This window comes from Rhizobium sp. LjRoot254 (assembly GCF_964254105.1).
Classification (GTDB): Bacteria; Pseudomonadota; Alphaproteobacteria; order Rhizobiales; family Rhizobiaceae; genus Rhizobium_E.
In genome coordinates this window covers 3220785-3240402 of the sequence record NZ_CAXUSM020000001.1, presented here as the reverse complement: position 1 = coordinate 3240402, position 19618 = coordinate 3220785, and the positions used below count along the sequence as shown (strand labels likewise).

The 19618-nt window shown below is 59.4% G+C and carries 18 protein-coding genes; 12 read left to right on the top strand and 6 right to left on the bottom strand.

Features of this window, described 5'->3' with window-relative positions:
* Window positions 1-62 precede the first annotated feature (62 nt).
* Window positions 63-818 carry a DeoR/GlpR family DNA-binding transcription regulator gene (locus tag ACSQ26_RS15990; protein ID WP_436010467.1) on the bottom strand — a complete coding sequence of 252 codons (756 nt, stop codon included), beginning with the start codon at window positions 816-818 and terminating at the stop codon, window positions 63-65.
* A gap of 110 nt (window positions 819-928) precedes the next feature.
* Between ACSQ26_RS15990 and ACSQ26_RS15985 the strand changes: the two genes are divergently transcribed.
* Complete coding sequence (locus ACSQ26_RS15985; protein WP_436010465.1) at window positions 929-1288, top strand: DUF4406 domain-containing protein; 360 nt, start codon at window positions 929-931, stop codon at window positions 1286-1288.
* 120 nt (window positions 1289-1408) lie between these two features.
* Window positions 1409-2746, top strand: coding sequence for an FAD-binding oxidoreductase (locus ACSQ26_RS15980; protein WP_436010463.1), 1338 nt, complete (start codon window positions 1409-1411; stop codon window positions 2744-2746).
* Window positions 2747-2753: 7 nt separating this feature from the next.
* On the opposite strand, the gene gcvA is transcribed toward ACSQ26_RS15980, so the two are convergent.
* Window positions 2754-3674 (bottom strand): transcriptional regulator GcvA, encoded by a 921-nt coding sequence (gcvA, locus tag ACSQ26_RS15975; RefSeq protein WP_436010461.1) that lies wholly within the window; start codon window positions 3672-3674, stop codon window positions 2754-2756.
* 129 nt (window positions 3675-3803) lie between these two features.
* On the opposite strand from gcvA, the gene ACSQ26_RS15970 reads away from it, so the two are divergent.
* A complete protein-coding gene (locus ACSQ26_RS15970; RefSeq protein WP_436010459.1) occupies window positions 3804-4058 on the top strand; it encodes a DUF1127 domain-containing protein in 255 nt (84 codons plus the stop codon).
* A 179-nt stretch (window positions 4059-4237) separates the two neighbouring features.
* On the opposite strand, the gene ACSQ26_RS15965 is transcribed toward ACSQ26_RS15970, so the two are convergent.
* Window positions 4238-4894 carry a glutathione S-transferase family protein gene (locus ACSQ26_RS15965; protein WP_436010457.1) on the bottom strand — a complete coding sequence of 219 codons (657 nt, stop codon included), beginning with the start codon at window positions 4892-4894 and terminating at the stop codon, window positions 4238-4240.
* Between the two features lie 246 nt (window positions 4895-5140).
* Between ACSQ26_RS15965 and ACSQ26_RS15960 the strand changes: the two genes are divergently transcribed.
* Window positions 5141-7099: a calcium-binding protein gene (locus tag ACSQ26_RS15960; protein WP_436010455.1), complete on the top strand. Its 1959-nt coding sequence runs from the start codon at window positions 5141-5143 to the stop codon at window positions 7097-7099.
* Between the two features lie 29 nt (window positions 7100-7128).
* Here ACSQ26_RS15960 and ACSQ26_RS15955 read toward each other — a convergent pair whose 3' ends face one another.
* On the bottom strand, window positions 7129-7830 hold the full coding sequence (locus tag ACSQ26_RS15955; protein WP_436010453.1) for an ArsR/SmtB family transcription factor: 702 nt from the start codon (window positions 7828-7830) through the stop codon (window positions 7129-7131).
* Between the two features lie 241 nt (window positions 7831-8071).
* On the opposite strand from ACSQ26_RS15955, the gene ACSQ26_RS15950 reads away from it, so the two are divergent.
* A complete protein-coding gene (locus ACSQ26_RS15950) occupies window positions 8072-9505 on the top strand; it encodes a hypothetical protein (protein WP_436010451.1) in 1434 nt (477 codons plus the stop codon).
* Window positions 9506-9563: 58 nt separating this feature from the next.
* On the opposite strand, the gene ACSQ26_RS15945 is transcribed toward ACSQ26_RS15950, so the two are convergent.
* The gene (locus ACSQ26_RS15945) at window positions 9564-10295 is read right to left on the bottom strand and encodes a carbonic anhydrase (RefSeq protein WP_436015294.1); all 732 of its coding nucleotides are present in this window, start codon (window positions 10293-10295) and stop codon (window positions 9564-9566) included.
* 315 nt (window positions 10296-10610) lie between these two features.
* Between ACSQ26_RS15945 and ACSQ26_RS15940 the strand changes: the two genes are divergently transcribed.
* The 5 genes from ACSQ26_RS15940 (at window position 10611) to ACSQ26_RS15920 (ending at window position 16593) form a co-directional block, all read left to right on the top strand.
* A complete protein-coding gene (locus ACSQ26_RS15940) occupies window positions 10611-11744 on the top strand; it encodes a site-specific DNA-methyltransferase (RefSeq protein ID WP_436010450.1) in 1134 nt (377 codons plus the stop codon).
* 461 nt (window positions 11745-12205) lie between these two features.
* Window positions 12206-14872 (top strand): HD domain-containing protein, encoded by a 2667-nt coding sequence (locus tag ACSQ26_RS15935; protein WP_436010448.1) that lies wholly within the window; start codon window positions 12206-12208, stop codon window positions 14870-14872.
* Window positions 14873-15019: 147 nt separating this feature from the next.
* Entirely contained in the window at window positions 15020-15193 is a 174-nt protein-coding gene (locus ACSQ26_RS15930) for a DUF1328 domain-containing protein (protein ID WP_436010446.1), read from the top strand.
* A gap of 141 nt (window positions 15194-15334) precedes the next feature.
* On the top strand, window positions 15335-16258 hold the full coding sequence (locus tag ACSQ26_RS15925) for a S1C family serine protease (RefSeq protein WP_436010444.1): 924 nt from the start codon (window positions 15335-15337) through the stop codon (window positions 16256-16258).
* Complete coding sequence (locus ACSQ26_RS15920) at window positions 16258-16593, top strand: hypothetical protein (protein ID WP_436010442.1); 336 nt, start codon at window positions 16258-16260, stop codon at window positions 16591-16593. The genes ACSQ26_RS15925 and ACSQ26_RS15920 overlap by 1 nt, the downstream gene beginning before the upstream one ends.
* On the opposite strand, the gene ACSQ26_RS15915 is transcribed toward ACSQ26_RS15920, so the two are convergent.
* Complete coding sequence (locus ACSQ26_RS15915; RefSeq protein WP_436010440.1) at window positions 16594-17211, bottom strand: GNAT family N-acetyltransferase; 618 nt, start codon at window positions 17209-17211, stop codon at window positions 16594-16596.
* A 230-nt stretch (window positions 17212-17441) separates the two neighbouring features.
* On the opposite strand from ACSQ26_RS15915, the gene ACSQ26_RS15910 reads away from it, so the two are divergent.
* A complete protein-coding gene (locus tag ACSQ26_RS15910; protein ID WP_436010438.1) occupies window positions 17442-17990 on the top strand; it encodes a hypothetical protein in 549 nt (182 codons plus the stop codon).
* On the top strand, window positions 17987-19351 hold the full coding sequence (locus tag ACSQ26_RS15905; RefSeq protein WP_436010436.1) for a GAF domain-containing protein: 1365 nt from the start codon (window positions 17987-17989) through the stop codon (window positions 19349-19351). The genes ACSQ26_RS15910 and ACSQ26_RS15905 overlap by 4 nt, the downstream gene beginning before the upstream one ends.
* Window positions 19352-19618 lie beyond the last annotated feature (267 nt).

Sequence of the window (19618 nt, the reverse complement as noted above, 5' to 3'; positions counted from 1 at the left end):
TTCCATTGTGTGAACAACGTTCATGAACATTGTTCTATTCTGCTTTGCGGGAAAAATCCAGCCTATATCAGAATTATTTCCAGCCCTGCGCTTTCCAGCATGTCGAGTCCTTCCCCGTAAAGGTCGGCGCCGACGATCACGCCGGTGGCCGCTTCAAGCGGCATGATGGAGACGGGCGAGGCCCGGTCGAGCTTCTCCGCCGTCAGCGCGACGTAGGTATTGGCGGATTGCGCGGCGATCTGGCGTTTGATCGCGGCCTCTTCGAAATCGCCCGTCGAAAATCCGTGGCGCGGATGAACGCCCGTGGCGCCGAGGAAAAAGATGTCCGGCCTGATCGCTGCGATTGCCCCGGCGGCCACTGCGCCGACCGCCACCATGGAGTGCTTGTAGAGCCTTCCGCCGATCAGGATCACTTCCGCCGTCGGATGATGTTCGAGCTCGGCTGCAATCGTCGGGCTGTGCGTGATCACGGTGAAGGCGAAGGTGCGGGGCAGGGCGCGGGCGATCTCCGCATTGGTCGTGCCGCCATCGAGGAAGAGGATCTGGCCGGCCTGAACGAGAGACGCGGCCTTCGCGCCGAGCCGCCGCTTTTCGTCCGTGGCGACACTTCGGCGTTCGGCGAAATCGGGCAGATCAGGCTTGACCGGCAGCGCGCCGCCATGAACGCGTTCCAGCAGGCCATCCGCCGCCATTTCCCTGAGGTCACGCCGAATCGTGTCTTCCGACAGGCTCATTTCCTCTGCAAAGGCCTTTGCGACAAGCCTGCCGTCCCGCCTCAACCTTTCGGTGATTAGGGCTTTTCTTTCGGTGGTAAGCATTTTTCCTCTTGACGATTGCACGATATTGCACGAAACATCGCGAAATTATCCGAATTATGAACTAGTATCAAGGTAATTCGTGATAATTCATGCAAATTCAGGAGAGAAAAATGTTGATTTTGATCGCAGGTCCCTATCGCTCCGGCACGGGTGACGATCCCGCCAGGATGGCGGCAAACCTCAAGGTGCTCGAAGCGCCCTCACACGCGCTGTTCGAGGCCGGTCACGTGCCGATGATCGGCGAATGGGTCGCTCTGCCGGTCTGGAACGCAGCCGGCGGAAAGCATGTCGGCGACGATCTCTACGAGGCGATCTTCCATCCCGTCGCCCACCGCCTGCTCGCCATGTGCGAGGGCGTGCTGAGGCTGCCGGGCGCATCCAAGGGTGCCGACAACGACGTGAAGATCGCCAACGAACGTGGCATTCCCGTCTGGTACGATCTGAACGACGTGCCCGGTGTCGCGGCCTGAGGCCTATAGCGCCCAATAGCAGCCGATTGAGCGTGCGCGAGGGTTCACGTCGGTCATATGAATCCACACGTTTTACGTCATGAAACTGTGCTATGACACGGCGATCCTTGGGGGCGCGTCATGTCAAGCATGCTGCTGGAAAACATTTCCCGTTCCGGGCTCAGTTGCCCTGTCATCTCGCGCGATCATCCGGATTACGACCGGTATCGCAAGGTCTGGAACGGGATCGCCGACCGGCGGCCCGCGGCAATCGTTCGGCCGCAAGCAATCTCCGATGTGCAAAAAGCAGTCCTCGCCGCCGCTGCGTCGGAGAGCCCGCTTGCCGTGCGTGGCGGCGGCCACAGCCTGCCGGGCATTTCCACCTGCGACGGTGGGCTGGTCCTCGATCTGGCTGCGCTCAACGCGGTCCGCATCGACCATCCGGCCGGGACAGTCGATATCGGCGGCGGCGGGCTTCTCGGCGATCTCGATCGGGCGACCGTACCACTCGGCTGCGTCGTGCCGGCGGGGGTTATCTCCCATACCGGCGTCGGCGGACTGACACTCGGCGGCGGCATGGGCTGGGCGAGCCGGAAATACGGGCTCACCATCGATAGTCTCATTGAAGCGGAAATCGTCACGGCTGATGGCAGCATCCTGCTTGCCAGCGCCACATCCGAGCCGGCGCTCTTCTGGGGCATACGTGGTGGGGGCGGCAATTTCGGCGTGGTGACGCGGTTCCGGTTCCGCATGAATCCCTTCACCGGCGTCACCGTGGGCAACTGGACCTATCCGCTGGCGGAGACCAAAGCCGCGCTTCTTGCCCTGCGCGATTTCGTTGCCGGCCAGAGTCGTGATTTCACGGCTGGTCTAACGGTGACGCGATCCGGGCTCAGCGTGTCCGCCGCCTGGTATGGCGAGAAAGGGCTTGCGGAAGGCGTGTTGTCGCCGCTCGGTAAACTCGCCGCCTCGGGTGACGGCGGCCTGACGGGTCAAGCCTACCTTGAACTCCAGAGCCGGAATGACGAGCACTTTGCCTGGTCGCGCCGCTACTATGCCAAGGGCGGCTTCTGGCGGGACGTCAGCGACGACGCGATCGACCAGATGCTTGAATCCATTGCGCATGCACCGACTCCGGACTGCGAAATCTATGTCCTTCAGCTCGGCGGCGCGATTGCCGACATCGACGACGACGCGACGGCATATTCCGGACGCAAGGCCGGCTTCTACTGGATCGCGGAGCCGGTCTGGGATCGCGCCGAGGATGATGCGTGGTGCCTGGCCTGGGGCAGGGAGACCGCAAAGGGCCTGGTGGATAATTCCGTGGAGGGCAATTATGTCAACGAACAGGGCGATGCCAGCGTATCGGTGGCGATGGATGCCTATGGCGACGCCAAGTACCGGCGGCTACAGCAGTTGAAATCGCGCTTCGACCCGGCGAACCTCTTCCGGCTGAACCAAAACATCAAACCGCTATAGTTATCCCTCATTCCGCCGACGCCGCAACCTGTTCAAGCAGCCATTCCCGGAAGGCCACCGTCCGCGGTTCTGAGGCTGCTTCCTTCGGATAGACGAGGAAATAGGCGAATTCGGACGGCGCCTTGACGCTGAGTTCGAAGGGGCGGATCAGTCGCCCCTCGGAAAGTTCGCTGGCCACCATGGCGAAATCCGCCAGCGCCACCGCCTCGCCGGCAAGTGCCGCTTCGACCGCATCGTTGGAGCTCGCGAACACGATCGCCCGGCTGTCATCAAAATCATGCACGCCGGCCGCCGCCATCCACATGTGCCAGTTCGGCCAGGTCAGGCCGTCGCGCGACCATTCGATATGCGCCAGCGTATGGTTCATCAGGTCGCGCGGCTCCTTGAGCGGCTTGCCCGAAGCCAGCAGGCGCGGGCTGCAGACCGGCACGATCACGTTGTCGAACAGGCGATGTGCGCTGAGACCCGGATACTTGCCGCTGCCGTACCTGATTCCCACGTCCACGTCGTCAAGTTCGAAATCCTTGACATCGTAGGACACGTCGAAGCGAAGCTCGATATCCTGGTGAACCTTGCGGAACTGCTCCACGCGGCGCATCAGCCATTTCGTCGCGAATTGCGGGTCCACCGTCACCTTGAGCTGGGTCGTCGAACGCCGCGACATCTTCTGCACGCGAGCAGTGGCCCTGGTGACGATATCGAGCGCATCCGTCGCCGCCTCGCACAACACCTTCCCCTCGGGCGTCAAATGAATCGACCGGTTCGTCCGCACGAAGAGCTTTACGCCGAGTTGGTCCTCGATTTCCTTGATCTGGTAGCTGACAGCCGCCGGCGTCAAGCCGATCTCATCCGCCGCACGGGTGAAATTGAGGTGCCGGCCCGCGGAAACCAGCATTTTCAAGGCGCGTGTGCCGGGAAGAGTTCGCATGCTTCACTTCAAGGAAAACTTGATATTCGTGCTAGAACTACTCGTTTCCCTTTTTATCGTCAATCTTTCATATTGCATGCACAAACGAAACGTCAAAAAAAACTTGATACAGAATTTGGAGTGCATATCATGGCCGACATCTCTCATTCCCATTTCCACACCGGCCGGCTGGAAAACCTCGCCTGGCGCATCCTGCATGCTTTCGATCGTGAGCCTCGTAAGAGCCTTCCCGCCGAACTGCGCAAGCTCCCCGACCACCTGCTGCGCGACATCGGCGTCGAGCGCAGCGATCTCCCGCCCGCGCTGGACGACGTGACGACCCGCGCCGGCATGCTCGAAAGCCGCGCCGCCGTCGCCGCATGGCGGGCATCGACGGTGCGGTGAGCAATTTGTGTCAATCAGAGCGGCTTAGTGGACGGAGAGCTTGAAGAGGGTGCCTTTTCAGGGTTCGCGTTTGGAGCTCGCCGGATCGGACGCGCCGTCTTTGATCCCCTGGAATTCCATCACACTTGCCGCGATGAATGTTGGGAATGGGGCAGATCGCAGCAACTGTAGAACCTGCGTCAGCCCTCCAGCGCCCGCGCCTGCCACATATCCCTGAACGCCGGCCGCTCATGGCCGCGTTCATACCACGCCACGACATTCGGGTTGGCATCGGTCAGCGCCTTCTCCGTCATCGCATAGCGCACGATTTCCGCGACATTCAAGTCGGCGACTGTGAAGCGGTTTCCGACGAGATAATCCTGTTCGGCCAGATGCTGGTTGAGGATTTCGAACGGGCGCTTCAGCAATCGCGTCGCCACATCTAGCGTCTCCCGGCCGCCGGGCGTGTCTTCCAGCGCATTGTCATGAGTCAGCACGATCTTGACCGCATGCTGCTCGATATTGTTGACCGCCCAGAACGACCACATCTCGATCAATCCCTCTTCGGTCAAGCTGCCGGCGGCAAGCGGACCCTTATGCTTGCGGGCGAGATAGAGATTGATCGCGATCGATTCCCAGAGTACCAGCCCGTCATCCTCTACGGTCGGGATATGGCCGTTCGGATTGATTTTGAGGAATTCCGGCGAGCGGCTGTTGAGCGGCGCATCCGGTGCCAGCGGATCATCAAGGCGGCGAGCCTGGATCACCGGCACGCCTTCAAATTCCACGCCGAGTTCACGCGCCATCCAGTAGTTCCGCGATGCGCGCGATTGATAGACGCCGTAGATTTTCAGCATGGATTTCTCTCCCCTCAGTCGATTTCGGCGGGGAGCATGGGCGAGAATCCCGCGCTGGTCCAATCAAAATTCGCCTGATCTGTCATCAACATGGCTGATCGAAGCGGCGACGAAAAGCGCCCTACGTTTCACGTCAGGGATTTATTCAAACCCCCTGTTACCGGCGAAACATGAGCCGGGAAAAAACACGGCTAGCCTTTCTCCATCGCCGGCGGACGAACCTCCGGTCAACAGATGGAGACTGAAATGGCTAATCTTTTCATAGACAAGCGTGCCTCCAATTCCGCAGTTGACGAATGGGGTCACGAAGGCAACGACACGCTGCTCGGCAGCCGCTTCGGCGACAAACTCAAGGGCGCCCAGGGCAACGACACCATACATGGCAATGGCGGTGACGACCAGATCATGGACATCACCTGGATCGGCTTCGAGCCCGACTTCAATGGTCTCTTCAGCTTCAATCGCGAAAGCGAAGGGGGCCGCCTGGCGATCAGCAATTTCATCAGCGGCAATATCGAGATCGGCGCCCAGAGAATCGGACAGGCCTTTTTCCACGGCGGCAACGACCGGTTTTTCGGCGAGGCCGGCCGTGATTACCTCCTGGGTCTCGAAGGCAACGACGTGCTCGATGGCGGCGCGGACCTCGATGTCCTGCTCGGCGGCACCGGCAACGACACGCTCAACGGCGGCGCCGGAGACGACATTCTCGGCGGCGACAACGGCAACGATTATCTTCTCGGCGGCACCGGAAACGACCTGCTCAACGGCGGCGGCGGCGACGACCTGCTCGAGGGCGGCTCGGGCGCCGACAGCTTCGTCGGCGGACAGGGCAGCGATACCGTCGTCTACTCGCAGTCCTTCGCCGCAATCCACATCAACCTGCGCATCGGCGCCACGGCACTCGACACGCCCAGCGGCTCGGAGGCAATCGGCGACAGCTTCGAGAGCATCGAGAACGTCATCGGCTCGCGCCACAACGATATCATCACCGGTACCGATGGCGAAAACGACCTCTTCGGCGGCTTCGGCAACGACCTGCTGTTCGGCGGCGCCGGCGGGGATATCCTCGATGGCGATGTCGGCGTCGATACGGTGAGTTACGGCAATTCGGCCGGTGGTGTCCGCGTGACGCTCGACGACGCTACGCTTGGTCTGGGTCCCTTCGCCGCCGGCGGCGACGCCGAGGATGACACTCTCATCTCTATCGAGAACCTGATCGGCTCGAACTTCGTCGATCGCCTGACCGGAAACAGTGGCCGCAACACCATCAACGGTGGAAATGGCGACGACATCATCAACGGCCTCGACGGCAACGACATCATCGTCGGCGGTGCTGGCAGTGACCAGCTCTTCGGCGGCAACCAGAACGACATTCTGAACGGCGGCGACGGTGACGATGACATCGATGGCGGGGGCAACACCGACACTGTGACCTACGCGACCCAAAGGCTCGGCATCGACATCGACCTCGGCGATGGCGACAGCGCGGGCCGGGCCACGACCGCGCCCATAGGCCTGATTGGCGCGGAAGAAGACCGCCTGTTCAGGATCGAGAACATCGTCGGCACCGCCGTCAAGGATACGCTTGCCGGCAATACCAGCCGCAACACGATCAATGGCGGCGGCGGCGACGACAGCCTGGTCTTCACAACAGGCGGCGACCGGCTGGACGGCGATGCGGGCACCGATCGCCTCGTGTTTCAGAACTTTACCGAAGCTGCGAATATCGATCTCGGATCGCAGGTCACCGTCGGTGCGTCCACCATCGTCACCACGCTTGTCGAGATCGAGAATGTCCTGGCCGGCAACGGCGGCGATGTGATCCGCGGCACGACCGGGGACAACACGATCGAAGGCAGCGGCGGTTTCGATACGATGACCGGGCTTGGCGGCAACGACACATTCGTCTTCCGGCGCCTCGCCGACATCGGCCTTGTCGCCGGCCAGCGCGACGTGATCACCGATTTCTCCGCCGGCGACCAGATCGATTTCTCGGCGCTTGCGGGCACGGAAGGCCAGGCCGGTCTCGACCTCATCTTCATCGGCGACGACGGCTTCAATGGCGAGGCCGGTGAAATACGCTTCAACGTCAACAATGGCGGCAACACCATCGTGCAGATCGACCTCGATGGCGACGGGCAGGAAGACGCCAAGCTGCAGCTCACGGGATCTGTCGCGCTCACGGATGCAGACTTCTTGTTCTGAACCGGCTTGAGGCAGGATCGGAGGCCCGGCTAACCGCCGGGCCTTTCCGCGTTGAGCGGAAAGAGCGCCCTGAAAGCCGTCTCGCCGTTGCGGCTGAAGTCGATCGCGCGGCTCTTGCCGTCGCGCCGCGCCCAGCCCTTGTCGATGATCATGTCGAACAGCGCAGCGCCCAGCGAACCCGCCAAGTGATCGCGCCGCTCGCTCCAGTCGAGGCAGCAGCGGCAGAGCGGTCGCCGGGATTTCCTGAGCGCACCGAGATCGATGCCGGCGCCTGTGAGAAAGCTCTCGCCATTGCCGGTCAGCCCGATCGCCCTGCCGTCGAAATTCAGATGCCTGCGCGACACCAGGCTGTCGAACATCAGCACGCCGAGATCGCCGGCGAGGTGATCGTAGCAGATCCGCGCCTTGCGCATCGCCTCGTCCTTGGGTCCCGGCCGATGGCGGATATGGCCGCGATCGGCGGCGAAGACCGTGAGCGACTCGATCAGTTGTCCCACTTTCGGGCCGGCAAGCGAGAAATATTTGTGCCGCCCCTGTTTCTGCGGCCGGATCAGCCCGCCTGCCTCGATCTTGGCAAGATGCGTACTGGCCGTCTGCGCCGTCACGCCCGCGATCTCGGAAAGCTCGGTGGCGGTCAGCGCCCGTCCATCCATAAGCGCCGCCAGAATGTTGGCGCGGGCGGGATCGCCGATCAGCGCGCCGATCTGGGAAATGTCGGGTCCGTTTCTCATGGGCAATTCTCCATTCGCGGCCATTTTAGCGTGATTCCGGTTCAGCATGCTTCGATCCGCATCGAAACATATCGCACTGCCAGCATGTGACAGTGATGCACCACATGCCCGCCGATAGCCGAAGTATGCAGGCAAAACGAAGCTTCCATTGGAACCAAAGTGCCCCGATGTCGCTTGAATGCCGCAATCGGCCCGCATATGCAGCCGATTAGCCCAACGTATTCAAGACCGGAGCCTGTTCATGAGCCTTTTCGGCGATCTCGATCTCGCACAATTCGCAACCATCTACCGCGTCGCCGTCGTTTCCTATGGCAATGCCGAGCCGCCAACGGGATTCGAGGCGCTCACGATGTCCGAACTGGGGATCGATGGTCAGGGCGACAAGACGATCTTCACCAGCAAGAACGGACGCGGCAAAGCGATCGTTACCGAGTCTGCCGACGGTGAACTGATTGTCGGATTTCGTGGCACCGACAAGTTCAACGACGTCAAGGACTACGACAACATCACGCTGTCGGGAAAATATTTCAAGCAGTTCCAGCCTTTGATCGAGGCGGTGATCGACTACAAGGACCAGAACGATCTCGATGTGACCTTCACCGGCATCAGCCTGGGCGGCGCCGTCGCCAACATTATCGCCGACCGGGCGGCGAACGGGCGGTGGAACGGCGCACTCGAGGACGCCCGCTTTGTCGGCGTGTCGGCACCTTATCTGTCGGCGAGCCGCAAGAGCGACGTGTTCAACTTCGGTTTCCAGAACGATCCCGTCTATCACGTCATATCTGGAAGCTGGACCGCCCACGCCAAGGAAATGGCGACCCGCAATCTCTTCATCTACCAGCAGCACCAGAAACTCGGCCAGGACAATCTCGGCGACCGGATCGGCAATCACGAGCCGTCCCATGTCGGCGACCTGCTGAAGGCGCTCGCCGGTTTGACGGTCGCGGACGGACGATTGCTGGCCGATGTCCTGAAGCCGAACAGCTATGTCATGCTGGACGACGCGAAAGGCTCGGTGAATATGGGCCAGCTCCGCCACAACGGCGATTCAGTTCTGACCGTGCTTGGCCAGGATCGTGCCGACAAGCTCTATGGTGCGAGCACCAACGCGAATGGTAGCGACCGCGAATGGATATTCGGCCTCGGCGGCGGTGATGAGATCCTCGGCCGCGGCGGGCGCGACGAACTCTATGGCGGCGCCGGCGCCGACAGGTTGGACGGTGGCCGCAGTGCGGACCTGATGTTCGGCGGCAACGGCAACGACATGATCTCGCTGCACGAGCACCGCGACCGGGCGGAAGGCGGCGCCGACAATGACAGATTTATCGTGGGCAACATTGCGCTCTTGAAGAACAACGACACGCCCAGCGTTTTCATCGATGATTTCATGCCCGGTGAGGACAAGCTCATTCTCAACCGCATCGACGGCAACCTGACGAGGAAGGGCGACCAGGGCCTGCATTTCGCGGAGTTCGCCCGGTATGACGATACGGATGGCCTGGACGCTCTCGAGCTTGGTTATGTCAACGATCGCAGGCCGGGCAGCGTCACCATTTTCGAGGACGGCGACGGCAGGACGCTTGTTATCGTCAACCTCGACAACGACCGCCAGCGCGAACTCGAAATCGTCCTCGATGGCGACTTGGGTGATATAAGCAGCGATCTCGTCTTGTGATCATCACGATCTCCGGCAAGTCCGGGCGCTCGGTGCCCGGACCTGTCGAACCGCGCCGTCAAACCTTGTGCAGAAAATCGACCACGCCGGTGTCGAGATCGTAATAGGCGGGCATGATCTTCACCTTGCCTTCCTCGACCAGGCGGGAGACGATCGCGCTTTCCGCAAGAACGCGCTCGGCGCCGTTGAACGCATTGGCGTGCACCGTGTTGTCGATGAAATTCTCGCCTCGATCGGTCTCGGCGAGCGCCACGGGCAGGATCGACTGGATCATCTTGCCGATCGAGCCATCGAGCCTGGTGCCCTTGGAGACGACCTCGCAGGCAGCAGAAACGGCGCCGCAGCGCTTATGTCCCATCACCACGATCAGCGGCGCATGCAGGTGCTCGGCGCCATATTCGATCGTGCCCAGCACGTCGGTATCGACCACATTGCCGGCATTGCGCGCCACGAACAGTTCGCCGAGCGTGACCCCGCCGAAGATCAGTTCCGGCACGACCCGGCTGTCCGAGCAGGTCAGAACGATGGCCCACGGCGCCTGGCTCTTGGCCACATCCTGCCGGCGCTTGGAGAAATTGGCCGCGCAGGCTTCGGCGTCCGAGACGAACGCCCTGTTGCCTTCCTGAAGTTTCGCCAGCGCCTCATCGGGTGAAAGGGCAGGGGCAGCGTCAGACGCGAGGGCACGGGTCGTCATCCCGAAGCCGGCGGTCATGGCCGCGGCGCCGGCGAGACCGGCCAGCTTGACGAAGGAACGACGGTTGAAGTGGGCGGAATTGCATTCAAAGCACATGGTCATGGTCCTCCAGCAACATCCGGCATGGCTGGCGGAGAAATTGCGCCCGCCCGAGGCCATGCCCGGCAATTCTCCGAAAATGGGAGAATAGCACGTTTGCCTATGCCCGGCTTTGAAGATCGGCAAGTCGCGTTTTGACGCATGGCCGCCGCTAATAAAGTGAGGCTTAATGCGCTGTATACCGTCGGCGCCCAAGCGCGACGACAAAAATAAATTCCCGATACGGCACGCGCATTCAGGCTTTGGTAACCAGGATCGGTAACCATAACAGCCGGTAAATGAGTTCCTGTAAAGCGTATCGGTGAGTATCCCATGGCGGCTTTGTCTTCGCGCGTTCTGTCGCCCGAAATCTCTTCGGGCAAATCCTGGCTGAACTCGATCATCAAGGGCGATTGCGTCGCCGCGCTCGAAGCGCTGCCGGACAAGTCCGTCGACATCATCTTCGCCGACCCGCCGTACAATCTCCAACTCGGCGGCACGCTGCACCGGCCCGACCAGAGCCTGGTCGATGCCTGCGACGACGAGTGGGACCAGTTCGCCAGCTTCGAGGCATACGATGCCTTCACCCGTGCCTGGCTGCTCGCCTGCCGCCGGGTGCTGAAGCCGAACGGCACGATCTGGGTGATCGGCTCCTATCACAACATTTTCCGCGTCGGCACGGTTCTGCAGGACTTGCAGTTCTGGATCCTCAACGATGTCGTCTGGCGCAAGACCAACCCGATGCCCAACTTCAAGGGCCGCCGGTTCCAGAACGCGCATGAGACGATGATCTGGGCGAGCCGCGATGCCAATGCCAAGAGCTACACGTTCAATTACGATGCGATGAAGGCGGCCAATGACGACGTGCAGATGCGCTCGGACTGGCTGTTCCCGATCTGCTCGGGCGGCGAGCGGCTCAAGGGCGCCGACGGCAAGAAGGTGCATCCGACCCAGAAGCCGGAAGCCCTGATCGCCCGCATCTTGATGGCGTCGTCCAAGCCCGGCGACGTGGTGCTCGATCCGTTCTTCGGCTCCGGCACGACAGGCGCGGTCGCCAAGCGCCTCGGCCGCAACTTCGTCGGCATCGAGCGCGAGCAGGATTATATCGATGCGGCGACAGCCCGGATCGCGGCGGTGGAGCCGCTGTCGGGCGCCGAACTCACTGTCATGACCGGCAAGAAAGCCGAGCCGCGCGTCGCCTTCAACACGCTGGTCGAAAGCGGCATGATCAAGCCCGGCGCGGTGCTGACCGACGCCCGCCGCCGTCATTCCGCCATCGTCCGGGCCGATGGTACGCTCGCCTCCAACGGCGCGGCCGGCTCGATCCATCGTCTCGGCGCCCTCGTTCAGGGGCTCGATGCATGCAACGGATGGACCTTCTGGCACTACCAAGATGGGAATGACCTGCGCCCCATCGACGATCTCAGAAGCATCATCCGCAAGGGCATGGAAGGAGCGGGCGGCTGATCTCCAACCACGCCCGCTCCTGCCACCCTTCCTAGATCCCTTCTTCCGGTTTAGTCCTTCAGTCCCGGAAGAAGACAACGGCCCGGAAAGCGCAAATGCTTTTCGGGCCGGTTTTTTTTGATCTCCATCCGCGCTCTCAAAACACACCTCCGCGTTCACGCCAGCGTTTCCGCTCCGTGGTTTGACCATGCACGTCTCCGATCCCTTCGCTTGGGCAGCGGGATGGTGTGAGGAATTTGGGGGGGGGGCGGGCGTTGGGGCCATCACAGTATGGGTTGAAGGGGGTTGCAAACGCATAGAATTGGGCCAATCGGAATATCAGCCCATGATAATATCTACATGCCTTCTTTAAATTGAAGGCAGCAGAAGGTATCCTGCGTGTATATTTCTGTCGGTCTATTCTCTTTATAGTAGTATCTGGTATGCTTAGGAGAAAAATCTAGGCGGGCGGTGAGGTTGTTGTGTTTTTTAAAAATACGGGGTTTTGGAAAAATGCCGACATTTTGGCTCAACAGCAGGGTCAAGCCGCCAATTGGGAAAGGGTAACCAATGATTTTACTGAGTTATGGAATAGAGCATCCCGTGTGGCAGAAGATATATCAACTGAATTGCCCCAGTTAACCCTGCATGACGAGCAACATTTAGAAGCGGTTATCGATACAGCAGATTTTATACTTGGGCCTGAGAAAATATTGACGCCCATGGAGGTTTTTGTCTTCGGCTGTAGCGTCGCTCTTCACGATCTTGCTCATTGTACAACTGCATATGCTGGAGGGTTGTCAAGTATAAAGAAAACGCCCGTCTGGCGAGACGCTGTCATTGAATTGCTGAATCTTAAGACAATGGACCCAGACCCAAGTGACGCCGTCATAGAAAAACCACCTATTGAAATATATGATACAGCATTGTTTCTGACGCTCAGGGAATTACACGCAAATCAAGCCGAAAATCTGCTAAAAACTAAGGTTAATCTTGATGACGGTTCACAATACCTCCTCGAGAACGATGAGCTGCGGAATCACTATGGAAGTGTAATAGGAAAAATAGCCGCTAGTCACCATTGGTCACATAGTAAGATAGAGGCGGATTTTCTTAATCCGCTGGGAGAGCGTGCCGCCTTCCGCGGCCTTGGTGAAGTTAGGCCCCTTCTTGTAGCGTGCTTACTTCGAACCGCAGATGCGTGCCAAATTGATCAGCGGCGTGCACATGATGCGGCGAAAAAGCTCCATAAGCCTGAGGGCATATCGCTCCTACACTGGCAAGCACAAAACCAATTGGCGATACCAACCGAAAATAGAAGGATGTTCCCGAACGGTGTTTTGTTCACTTCTACCAAGGAATTTGACATTCCCAACATACCATCTTGGTGGACCGCGTACGAGCTTATTTCCACTGCAGATAGGGAGCTTAGACTTTGCAAGGAATTGCTGCTTGATAGCGGTCTCCCAACTTTTGACAAAACATTCGTTGTTGGCGCCAATTCACCCGCTGAATTATCGCGGCATGTGAGGGCCGAAGGATGGAAACCGCTTGAGGATCGAATAAGGATCTCTCAACCGGAACACATAATCGATACGCTTGCAGGCGAGGCTTTATATGGCGAGAATTACTGGACGCCGTTGAGAGAATTGCTACAAAATGCCACTGACGCAATACACTCTCGACGGGCTATAGACCTGGATTTCGCGGGGAAAATATACATCGCTATAGACCAAGGGCGGTGGGATCCATATTCAGGTATTCTTCGAAATAGAGATGAAGGAATCACTGTTCACGTCTGTGATGATGGTATCGGAATGTCGGTCGCCAATATTCAAAATTATCTTTTGGATTTTGGTGCCTCTCTAAAACGATCTAATGTTTTGAAGAAGGAGTTTCCCGCGCTGTCTGGAAAGCGGCTTCGCAACATTGGACATTTTGGAATTGGGTTCTTTTCTATAAAGATGCTTTCCAGGAATGTATGGGTTCGTTCTAAGAAATACAATTCCGCGCATTCAGATATGGCGCATCTATGTTTCCAAGACGATGGTTCGTACGCTCCATTTTTCTTCAATGGTGTTCAAAGATCGGAGTTCGATAGTTTCTCCACTGTAATATCGATATTTATATCAAATGAAATGCTATCGGCGATAACTAAGGTTAGTACGGCGGTATCTCAAATTAAAATAGGTATAGATAAGTTATTTGCTTTTCTGTGCCCGTGTTTAGATATTGATGTTTATGTAAAGGATCGTGATCGGAAGCGCGTCCTAATTCATTCGAGGAATTGGCATGAAATGGTATTTGAAGAATGGCTGGAAGCCCATCAACCGAAGCTTAGTTTTGTGCATAATTTTGTTCGCAAGGAGGATACTGGTAAAGTCCAGAATGCCGACGTCCTATTATCGTCGCGCCAAGGTTCCTTGGAGGCAAGGGCTGCCCTTAGTTTAAATAAGTTTGGAATGGGCTTTTTTGTAGAGGGTGGGCTGAGAATTCTTGGCAAAAACCAATATATTTCGGACAATTTGCCGTTCGTTGGCGCGATGGCTGTCGAATCTAAGTTGGCTTCGAGGCACGCGGACATATCCAATATCTCCCAGCCGAGCCTCGAGGCGTTTTTGAGCTACGAACATTTTCCATCCTTCAATTCTCTGTCGGAAAGAGAACTGCTTGCTGCTGCACTTAATCTTTGTCGACTGGGAGGGGATATCACCAATTTCCCTATCTTTAAGGACGGAAATAGGGATGTTTCTATCGTCGATTTGACGGAAATGATAAGATCTGGAGCAAGAATTTACTTTCCTGTCGAAAATTATTCCGGTCAATCCACTGCATATTTTGGACCCCACGATGGAAGCAAGATAGATTATAGATGGAATAAGGGAGTAATCATCGTGCGCGGTTTTGATGAAGTTGAAAAGGACTTTCGCGGACACTATTTTAGTGAACTGCTATGGACAGAAAGCAGAACTTCACAGTCGATTTTTTCCCAGCTATTTGCTTCCTGTTACAGAGCTGGTTTTGACACGCGTGTGCAGTTGACAGAGAGATATGATGCAGGACAGGCCGAGCATACAAAGGCAGGAACTATAGTAAACATAGAAACGTCTTCTTATTTGGTGGAAGTACGCCAAGAAGCCTCGCCATAATTTCCGTTTAGAGTGCCAGCTGCTCCCGTCTTCGCTCTAACGCCGCCAACAGACCGTCCGGACCTTAGTATCAATACAGTCCTTCAATGTGCTGCGGCTCGGCTCCACCAAATCCGGAAACTCCACCCCACTCCCCGAGGACACCCCATGCTGAAATGGGCGCTTATCTTCCTGGTCATCTCCATCGTCACCGGTATTCTCGGCTTTTCCGGCGTCTCCGCTGCGACCGCGCGGATCGCCAAGATACTCTTCGTCCTGGCCCTTCTGCTGTTCATCGCCTTCCTGATCGCGGCCTACACCATCGCCGGCGCGGTTCTGTAAAGACGCGGCGAGGGGCGCCGAAGCCGATGCCTCTTGCAGTGCACGCGCTTCGGAACTACCTTACCCGAAGCACATTCCTCCATACTCGCGCGGCACTCCTCCCAAGCAAAATTCCGTCGCGCGTCATCGGGAGTCCCGACCATGAATATCGAAAAAACATTGGACATCGAAAACACCTTGCGGTCCATCGTGGCCGTCCGCGCCACAGTTCCTGAAGACGCCTATACCGCCAACACGCTCGGCACGCTCCGCGAGGGCTCGGGCGTGGTGATCCGCAGCAATGGGCTGGTGCTCACCATCGGCTACCTCATCACCGAGGCCGACGAAGTGTGGCTGACCCGCCATGACGGGAAGGTGGTTCCGGCCCATGCGCTGGCTTACGACCAGGAAACCGGATTCGGCCTGGTCCAGGCGTTGGCGCCGCTCGATCTGCCGGCGCTGGAACTCGGCAGTGCATCCGGCGCCGATCTCGGCGACCCGGTCGTGCTCGCCGATGGCACGGGCCAGTATGTCGAGGCTGAGATCGTCGCCAAGCAGGAATTCGCCGGCTACTGGGAATATTTGCTGGACGAGGCGCTGTTTGTCGCGCCGGCGCATCCCTCATGGGGCGGCGCGGCGCTGGTGGGCGCCGACGGCAAGCTGATCGGCGTCGGTTCTCTCAGGCTGCAGATGAGCCAGGGCAGCGAGGTTGCCGATATCAACATGGCAGTGCCGATCGACCTGCTCAGGCCGATCCTCGATGATCTCTTGACGCGCGGCCAGGTCAACAAGCCGGCGCGGCCGTGGCTTGGCGCGTTTTCGGCCGAAAGCAACGGCGATGTCGTGGTGATGAACGTGGCACCCGGCAGTCCCGCAGCCGATGCCGGCCTCAGGCATGGCGACGTGATCGCCGAGATCCGCGACAGCGATGTCGACGGCCTCGCCGATTTCTACCGCAAGGTCTGGAACAGCGGCCCGGCGGGCGCCGAGATCCCGCTCCGGGTGCTGCGCGATGGCCGCGACGCCTGGCTGCGCGTCAAGACCGCCGACCGCCAGAGCTTTCTCAAGAAGCCGCAGTTGCAGTAATGCCGTGGCTGCGGATTCTGCTGGCGCTCGCCTGCGTGGCGGGCGCTGCATCGGCTGTCCATGCCGAGGGCGAACCGGATGCATGGTCGCAGGCGAAATGCGCCCGTTACGACAAGGCATTCCACGAATTGCTTGACCTCGGCGACCGCAAGGGCGAGACCGAGGGCTTCATCAAGGGTAATGAGGATTTCATCAAGGCCGGCTGCTCGAATGGCGCCGATGTCTGCCCGCAATCGGCCGGGGATTTCAAGCTTGCCAACGACCTGACGCTTGCGGCGATGGGGTTCGGGACGGCCAGCACCTTCCTGCCGTTCATCTGTCGAAGCGCAAAGTAGTCACCCCGCGCGGGACCACGCCTTGAGCGCCATCCAGATGCCCCGGTCCATGCAGTAATGATCCACCGGCATCAGGCATCCCAGCCGGGCGTCACGCCGCCCGCCGGGCCCCGCATATTGAAACCCACATTTCTCCAGCACCCGCCGCGCACCGGGATTGACCACCTGTATGTCGGCGGAGAGGCGGGTGAGGCGAGGGGCGTTGGCGAAGGCGTGATCGACCAGCCCTTGCAGCGCCTCGGTCATGTAGCCGCGGTCCCAATAGGCTTCGCCGAGCCAGAAGCCGATCTGCCGTTCGGTCTCGTCTTCGCCGGCTTCAAGCTTGCAGCAGCCGAGAAAGGCGTCGTGGTCGCGATGCGTGATGGCGAAGACGGTGAGATCGTCGGCTTCGCGCACACGCCGCAGGAAGCGCCCGGCATCGGATATCGTATAGGGCTGCGGCATGTCCCATGCCTTCGCGGCGACCCTGATATTGTCGGCAAGCGCCGTCATCGGCACGATGTCCTGCTCCTCCAGCCCGCGCAGCACGAGGCGCTTGAGCTCGATTGCGTCCGGGCGGCGAACCTCCGCAGGCTGGGTGCGGGCAATACGGCTTATCGGAAACGCTGCTGTGTTCATGGCGGGCACCCTCTCTGACCGCTTGATCCTGATCGCGACCATATCTCCAGCCACTGCCAGATTATGGCAGGATGGCCGTTCGACGAAATTTCGAACCACTCCCGAATAAACCCGTTTGCCTTTCCGTCTTGGCTTTATCGATCGGGGCAGATGCCGGGACAGATTGGGATCGCCGGCGCAGGACCCAGGTTCGTGTCAGACCATCAAGACATCCGGGGTTCATCGAAAAAATGCCGCGCGCCGCACAGCCTTTTACGCCTGATCAGGATCTCGAAGCCCGCCGCAACTGGGCTGGGCCCGTCATTGCCGGCGTGCTGACCTCCGATCTCGTCGCATTCTGCCAGAGCGGCGTCAGCATCGTATTGGCCGCGACCGCCTCGGATGGGCTGCCGGTCGCGGGCAAGGGGCTTTCCGCGATCATCTCGGCCGAGGGCAGGGTGCGCGTCTATCTTCGCCAATGCATCAACACGCCCCTGCTGGCCGCTCTCGAAGCCGGTTCGGGGATTGCCGCCACCTTCACCGAGCCGCGCACGCATCGTTCGATCCAGATGAAGGCGAAGGCGACGCGAAAGCGCGCCGTCGAACCCGCCGATCTGCCCGAAGTGGCCCGGCAGGTGAGGCACTTCGGCAGTGAACTGGTAGACTTGTCCTACACCCATCGCCTCGTCGAGCACTATTGCATGTATGCCGACGACGAACTCGTCGTGATCGAATATCTGCCAAGCGATGCCTTCGTGCAGACACCGGGACCGGGGGCGGGGAGCCAGCTTGGATCATGAATAAATTGGGGCTCGATGCGATCAGGGACTGTTTCGAAGGCGTCGTGCCCTGCATCATGGCGACATCTGACATCGATGGCGTGCCGAACGTTTCGATGGTCTCGCAGATTCACTATGTCGACCCGTTCCGCATCGCGCTCTCCTATCAGTTCTTCAACAAGACCCGGCGCAACGTGCTGGCGACGAGGACCGCGTCGATTGTCGTCTTCGATCCCGTTTCGATGGCTCAGTACCGGATGCTGCTGGATTACGAGGAGACCCAGACTAGCGGTCCGATTTTCGAAAGCATGAAGGCAAAACTGGCCGGCATCGCCTCGCATACCGGCATGCACGGCATCTTCCGCCTGCTCGGCTCCGATCTCTACCGCGTGCGCGCAATCGAGACGATTTCGGAAAAGAAGCGGCCTGTACCGGCGCCCGAGCGCAACCTGCTCGCCGCCACCCGCCTCACATGCGCGGAACTGGCAAACTGCCGCGATCTCGACGAACTCTGCGAGCGCACGCTCGCCTGCCTTCAGCAGCATCTCGGCATCGAGCACGCGATCGTGCTGATGATCGATGAGGCGAGCCAGCAGCTCTACACGGTCGCCTCGCGCGGCTATTCCCTGTCGGGCATCGGCTCCGAAGTGCCGCTCGGCGATGGTGTGATCGGCGCTGCGGCGCGCGAGGGCGTGCCCGTTCGCATCAACCACATGAGCGCGGATTATTCCTACGGTGCGGCGATCCGCGATCGTGCGCAGTCGTCGGGTTTCGATTGGACCGCGGCCACGGAGATTCCGTTTCCGGGCCTCAGCGAGCCCGAAAGCCAGATCGCGGTGCCGATCATCCGCTGCGGCCGCACCATCGGCGTGCTGTTTGCCGAGAGCCAGGATGCGCTCTGCTTCGGCTATGACGACCAGGATGCGCTCGCGATTGTCGCGGACAATTTCGGCACGACCTTCGCGCTGCTGGAAATGTACGAAGGTCCGGCGACGCCAATGGCCGCCCCGGTGCCTGAAACGGCTGCCCGCGAAAACCTCACCGTGCGCTACTATCCGGCCGACAACAGCGTCTTCATCGACGGCGATTATCTCATCAAGGGCGTCGCGGGCGCGGTGTTCTGGAAGCTTGTGCGCGAATACGTCTACGAAAACAGATGCGAGTTCACCAACCGCGAGCTCAGGCTCGATCCGGTTCTCAGGCTGCCGGCCTTTGCCGAAAACCTCGAGGCCCGGCTCGTCCTGCTCTACCGGCGCCTGGCCGAAAAAAGCACCGAGATCCGCATCGAGAAGATCGGTCGAGGCCGCTTCTGCCTTATCGCGGATCGTGCCCTCGCGCTCGAGGAAATCTCGGACGACATGCGCCGCCGCGCCGCCGGTTAGTCAACCGTTTTTCAGCAGATATGTCATCGGCTGGTTCCGCCCTGGGCGCGGCCGGCCCGCTTCGCTTTCGCGCGGATTCAAGTAAAACGAGCGACTGACTTAAACAATCTACATGCCAATAAAAAACAACAAAGCGCAACTCTCAAACTGCTGTTTAGCAAACTTTGAGTATTGGTGAGGGAAGTCTTAGCGAGCGCAAGCGTCCGTGCCAGCGTATTTCTTGTGGCCATAGAGGCCGGACCTGTGAACCGCCATTCGCGGCCGGCC